This window comes from Longimicrobiaceae bacterium, assembly GCA_035936415.1.
GTDB lineage: Bacteria > Gemmatimonadota > Gemmatimonadetes > Longimicrobiales > Longimicrobiaceae > JAFAYN01.
Genome location: DASYWD010000490.1, coordinates 1 through 5,662, shown reverse-complemented (window position 1 = coordinate 5,662; position 5,662 = coordinate 1). Strand labels below are relative to the sequence as shown.

4 protein-coding genes are annotated in these 5,662 nt (G+C 70.5%); all 4 read left to right on the top strand.

Annotated elements, in window-relative coordinates; all coding sequences use genetic code 11:
- Positions 1-401: hypothetical protein (locus VGR37_19870; GenBank protein ID HEV2149668.1), on the top strand; the 401-nt coding region annotated here is incomplete at its 5' end.
- Positions 402-481: 80 nt separating this feature from the next.
- On the top strand, positions 482-2,107 hold the full coding sequence (locus tag VGR37_19865) for a peptide-binding protein (GenBank protein HEV2149667.1): 1,626 nt from the start codon (positions 482-484) through the stop codon (positions 2,105-2,107).
- Between the two features lie 104 nt (positions 2,108-2,211).
- Entirely contained in the window at positions 2,212-3,861 is a 1,650-nt protein-coding gene (locus VGR37_19860) for an ABC transporter substrate-binding protein (GenBank protein HEV2149666.1), read from the top strand.
- 19 nt (positions 3,862-3,880) lie between these two features.
- The gene (locus tag VGR37_19855) at positions 3,881-5,614 is read left to right on the top strand and encodes an ABC transporter substrate-binding protein (GenBank protein ID HEV2149665.1); all 1,734 of its coding nucleotides are present in this window, start codon (positions 3,881-3,883) and stop codon (positions 5,612-5,614) included.
- The last annotated feature ends 48 nt before the right edge of the window (positions 5,615-5,662 follow it).

Genomic DNA, 5,662 nt, shown 5'->3' with positions numbered 1-5,662 from the left:
CCGCCGCGCGCGCCCCGGTCCCCTCGCTGGCGCCCTGCTTCAAGGACCCCGCCGAGGGGGAGGTGGTCGCGGGCGGGCGCAAGCTGGTGGGGAGCGCGCAGGTGCGCGAGGCGGGCGTCCTCCTCCAGCACGGGTCGCTCCTCCTGGAGGGCGACCAGCGCGAGGTGCGGGAGTGGGCGCGCGGCGAGGCACCGGTCGGGGGCGAGGCGCCCCCGGCCACGCTGGCGGAGCTGTGCGGCTCCGTCCCCTGCTGGGAGCGGCTCACCGCGGCGCTGGCGGCCGGATGGGAGGAGGCCACCGGGACGACGCTCCTCCCCGGCGGGCTCACCCCGGAGGAGGGCGAGCGGGCGGAGCGGCTCCGGGCCCGGTTCGCCGGTGCGGCATGGACCTGGCATAAGTAGCCGCCTTGCTCCTCGTCCGGGGCCGGTCGTAAGATACCGCCCTGCGCTTACGCGAACGTCCGTCCGGGAGAAGTGGTCACATGGGAAGAGCATCCAGGCTGGGATGGGTGGCGGCGGCGCTCCTGCTCGCCGCGTGCGGAGGGGGTGACACGGGCGGCGGCGGCGCGGGAGGGGACGCCGGGTCGCCGCAGCAGGGGGGGACCGCCGTGGTCGGCGTCCGCTCGGACTTCGGCGGCTTCAACCCGGTGACCAACAGCGCCGCGGTCACCGACGACATCATCAAGCACATGCTGTTCACCCCTCTCGTCCAGTACGACGAGAAGCTGAACGTCCAGCCCTACCTGGCCGAGTCGTGGGAGCTCACCGACACGGCCGTCACGTTCCGGCTCCGCGACGACGTGACCTGGCACGACGGGCGCCCGGTCACGGCGGAGGACGTGAAGTTCACCTTCGACCTCGCCAAGAACCCGGAGAGCGCGGCCGGCATCGTGGGCGCGTACCTCCCCATGGTGAAGTCGGCGACGGTGGTCGACCCGCGGACCATCCGCTTCGGCTTCGTCGCGCCGCACGCGTCGCCGCTGGAGGGCTTCTGGTGGGCGCCGGTCCCCAAGCACCTCCTGGAGGGGGTCGCCCCGAGCGAGCTGTCCCGCGCGCCCTACAACCTGAACCCGGTAGGGAGCGGACCCTTCAAGTTCGCCTCGTGGCAGCAGGGGCAGCAGCTCACCCTGGAGGCCAACCCGCAGTTCCCCGAGACGCTGGGCGGCCGGCCCAAGGTGGACCGCGTGGTCTTCCGGATCGTCCCGGAGGCCACCACCCGGATGACGGAGCTGACCAACGGGGCCATGGACGCGGACCTCTCCATCCTCCCCGCCGAGGGACAGCAGGTGAAGGAGCGGGGAGGCGGGGCGGAGATCGAGCAGTTCCCCTCCCGCGAGTTCACGTACGTGGGATGGAACAACGCGCGGGAGCCGTTCCGGGACGCCCGCGTGCGCCGGGCGCTCGCCATGTCGATCAACCGCGAGGAGATCATCCAGGCGCTGATGTTCGGGTTCGCCCAGCCGGCCGGCAGCGTGATTCCCCCCTTCAGCCCGCTGAACCCCGGCCTGGAGCCGCTCCCCTTCGACCCGGCGGCGGCGAAGCGCCTCCTGCAGGAGGCAGGGTGGCAGGACACCAACGGCGACGGGATCCTGGAGAAGGGCGGACAGCCGCTCCGCTTCACCCTGATCACCAACGCGGCGAACCAGCTCTACCAGGACATCGCCACCGTGATCCAGCGGCAGCTCCGCCAGGTGGGAGCCCAGGTGGAGATCCGCACCCTGGAGTTCCAGACCATGCTCCAGCAGCACAAGGCGCGCGAGTACGACGCCATCCTGAGCAACTGGAGCTGGGACTACTTCCGCCCCGACCCGACGCCGCTCTTCTCCTGCGCGGAGGCCCGCAAGCCCCAGTCGCCGAACCGGACCGGCTACTGCAACCCGCAGGCGGACCAGCTGGTGGAGACCGGCCTGCGCGCGTCCGACGCGGGGCGCGCCAAGCAGATCTGGACGCAGTTCTCGCAGATCGTGCAGCAGGACCAGCCGCTCACCCCGCTGTACTGGACGGAGGAGCTCATGGGGGTGGGCCCCCGCCTGCAGGGGGTGGAGACCGACGCGCGCGGCGAGCTCGTGAACGCGCCGGAGTGGTGGCTCCGCGGCGGCGGCAGGTAGCCCGGAACTCTGTGTAGGCGGATCCAGTACACGTCAGGGGCCCCACGCTCCGTGGGCGCCCCGGCGCCCGGCGGCGCCGGTGTGGGCACCCTGACGTGACTGCCATGAGAGAGCTCTTCGCGCTCCCGGTCCTCGCCTTGGCGCTGGCCGTCTCCGCCTGTGGAGGGGACGGCGGCCGCGAGGGCGGCGACGGGGACGATCCGCAGGTGCCCGAGGCGGAGCGGTACGGCGGGACCGCGGTGGCCGCGCTCGGGCAGGACGTCGCGGACATCAACCCGCTCACCTCGTCGGACTACAACTCGAACCAGCTGTCCATGTTCGTGTTGTACACGCCGGTCATCCGCTACGACGAGAGCTTCGAGCCGCAGCCCCGGCTCGCGAAGTCGTGGGAGCTGAGCCCCGATTCGACGGAGCTCACCTTCCGGCTCCGCGACGACGTCTTCTGGCACGACGGGGTCCGGACCACTGCGCACGACCTGAAGTTCGCGTACGACCTGGCCCGCAACCCCGAGACCGCGTACCCGAACGCGTCCTTCTGGACGCACTACGGCGACGCGTCCGTCCCGGACTCCTTCACCTTCCGGGTGAAGCTGGAGCCGCACGCGGAGTACCTGGACCCGTGGCGCACCTTCTTCGCGATGCCCCGGCACGTGCTGGAGGGGGTGGCGCCCTCGGAGCTGAAGAACCACCCGTTCAGCACCCGCCAGCCGCTGGGGAACGGGCCGTTCAGGTTCGTCTCGCGCCAGGCCGGCCAGAGCTGGACCTTCGAGGCGAACCCGGACTACCCGCGCGAGCTGGGAGGCCGCCCGTACCTGGACCGGCTGGTGGTCCGGGTGATCCCGGACGCGACCGCGCGCCTCACGGAGCTGCTGACGGGGCGGCTGGACTACTACGTCCAGGTCACCCCGGAGCAGACGCCGCGCATCGAGGCGTCGGACCGGGCGCGGCTGGTCACCTTCCCGCACCGCTCCTACGTGTTCATCGGCTGGAACCAGAAGCGGCCGATGTTCCAGGACGCGCGGGTGCGCCGCGCGCTGACCATGGCGATCAACAAGAAGGGGATGATCGACGGGGTCCTGTACGGGCACGGGGAGGTGGCGCACTCCTCGGTCCCCTCCATATTCTGGCAGCACGACCCCACCGCCGGGGCGGGGCTGCAGTACGATCCGGAGGCGGCGAAGCGGCTCCTCGCCGAGGCGGGGTGGCGCGACCGGAACGGGGATGGCATCGTGGAGAACGAGCGGGGCGAGCCCTTCCGCTTCACCCTGAAGACCAACCAGGGGAACCAGGAGCGGAAGGACCTGACGGAGGTCGTGCAGTCGGACCTGCGCAAGGTGGGCGTGGACGCGCAGCCGCAGCTGATGGAGTTCGGCACCCTGATCGAGCAGCTGAACACCACGCGCGACTTCGACGCGGTGGTGCTGGCCTGGGTCACGGAGTTCCGCCCGGACGACGCCGACCTGTTCCACTGCGACCGGCGCGACCGGCCGTACCAGTGGGTGGGGCACTGCAACCGGGCGACGGACCGGCTGCTGGACACGATCCCCCGGATCGTGGACCGGGCGGAGGCGAAGCCGGTGTGGAGCCGGTACCAGCAGGCGATCGCGCGGGACCAGCCGTACACCTTCCTGTACTTCCAGGAACGGCTGGTGGGGGTCTCCGAGCGGCTCCGGAACGTGGACCCGGACGCGCGGGGAGACTTCGTGGGGGTGAGCAGGTGGTGGATCCTGCCGGGCGCACGGCGCGGCAGCTAACCCGAGAAAGTCACGTCAGATGATCCGAATCGCACGGAGCTGGTTCCGGTCGGCGCTGGTCCTGGGCGCCCTTGGGGTGGGCGCCGCCTGCGGCGACCGCGGCGCGGAGGAGGGCTCCGCCGTAAAGGGCGCGGCCGGCAAGGGCTCCGAGCAGGCGGAGCGAGGCGGGACGGCGATCGTCGCGGAGCTGGCGGACGTCGACAAGCCCCACCCGATCGTGGCCGAATCGGTGCAGGATGGCGACATGGTGGACGTCATGTACATGCCCCTCCTCCGCGGCGCGTGGAGGGACGGGCGGCCGGCCTATCTCACTTCGCACGACAGTCCCATGGCGCTCGCCTGGCACTGGGAGTACGCGGGACCGGATTCCTCCGCGATCCGCTACCGGATGCGATCGGGGCTGAAGTGGTCGGACGGGGAGCCGATCACCGCCCGGGACGTGGTCTGGACTTATGACATGATCCGCGATCCGCGCGTGGCGTCTCCGCGCCAGGACTACGTCAGCCAGCTCGACTCGGTGGTGGCGGAGAACGACTCGACGGTCACCTTCCACTTCAAGCGGCGCTACCCGGAGATGCTCCACCACTCCGGCATCCCGATCGCTCCCCGTCACGCGTACGAAGGCTCGGACCCCTCGCAGCTCCGCACGCACCGACGGCTGCTCAGCCCCGAGAACGGCAACATGGTCGTGAGCGGCCCCTTCATGGTGGGGAGCTGGCGGAGGGGCCAGGAGCTGACACTCGTCCCGAACCCGCACTTTCCCGTCCGCCCGCACCTGGACCGGATCGTCCGTCGCGTGGTCCCGGAGACGACGACCCGCGTGGTGGAGCTGCAGACCGGGAAGGTGGACTTCGCGCGACCGATCCCGGCGGACCAGGTGCCGCAGATCCGGGCGCAGACACCGAACGTGCGTTTCGAGCAGGAGGAGAAGCGGTACTACGACTACATCGCGTACAACCCGCGGGCGTTCGACGCCTTCGCTGACCCGGAGATCCGGCGGGCGCTGGGGCTTGCCATCGACGTTCCCGGGCTGATCCGGGCGCTGCAGATGGAGGAGATCGCCGTCCCCGCGGCGGGGCCCTACTCTCCGATCTTCTCGCAGCTGTACGATCCGCAGCGCAATCCGCCGCTCCCGTACGACCCGGAGCAGGCCAGGCGGATTCTGGAGGCGAAGGGGTGGCGCGACACGAACGGGGACGGGATCCGGGAGAAGGACGGGAAGCCGTTCCGCTTCACGCTGCTGACCAACTCCGGCAACCAGCGCAGGTCGGACATCCAGCAGGTCGTGCAGCAGCAGTGGAAGCAGATCGGCGTGGACGCCCGGCTCCAGCAGATGGAGTTCAACACGTTCATGGACCGGCTCACCAACAAGAAGTTCGAGGCGGCGGTGGGCAACTGGGGCGTCGCCCTGAGCCCGGACCTCACAGAGCTCTGGGGGAGGGACGCGAAGTTCAACTTCGTGTCGTACGAGAATCCGCGGGTCACGCAACTCTTCCAGCAGGCGCTGGAGCAGCCCACAGAAGCGGCGGCGGTTCCCTACTGGAAGGCGGCCGCGGAGCAGATCTCGAACGACCAGCCCTATACCTTCCTGTTCTACTTCGACCAGCTCGACGGGGTCAACAACCGGCTCCGCGGGATCGAGGTGGATACCTACGGCGCGTACCAGAACACCTGGGAGTGGTGGATCCCCAAAGACCAGCAGCGCTCGGGACAGCGGGCAGACACCGCACGGGGTGCGGACACCGCGCGATAGCCCGGGAGCCACGGCCCTTTCGCCAGACCCGGCCCGAAGCTGTTGCAG